We start from the raw sequence: 388 nt of genomic DNA on the forward strand, positions 1-388 counted from the left end.
ATCCGGCGCCCGTTGAGGAACTGCTTGACCACCGGCTCATCCGACGTCAACAACACCTCACGCGGCCCGAACATCACCAACTGCTTGCGGAACAACATGCCCATGTTGTCCGGCACGGTGCGGGCGATGTTGATGTTATGCGTCACGATGAACACGGTGGCGTCGATCTGGGCATTGACGTCGATCAACAACTGGCTCAAATACGCGGTACGCACCGGGTCCAAACCCGAGTCCGGCTCATCGCACAAGATGATCTGCGGGTCCAACACCAACGCCCGCGCCAGCCCGGCACGCTTGCGCATACCACCGGAGATCTCACCGGGGAACTTCTTCTCATCCCCACCCAAACCGACCAAGGCGAGCTTTTCCATGACGATGTCACGGATCT

1 protein-coding gene is annotated in these 388 nt (G+C 59.5%); it reads right to left on the bottom strand.

Going from position 1 to position 388, the window contains the following annotated elements:
* The coding region (locus ACAG26_RS27685) for an ATP-binding cassette domain-containing protein (protein ID WP_370486274.1) at nucleotides 1-388 on the bottom strand (388 nt) is incomplete at both ends.

Source organism: Mycobacterium sp. pUA109, from assembly GCF_041287095.1.
Taxonomy (GTDB): domain Bacteria; phylum Actinomycetota; class Actinomycetes; order Mycobacteriales; family Mycobacteriaceae; genus Mycobacterium.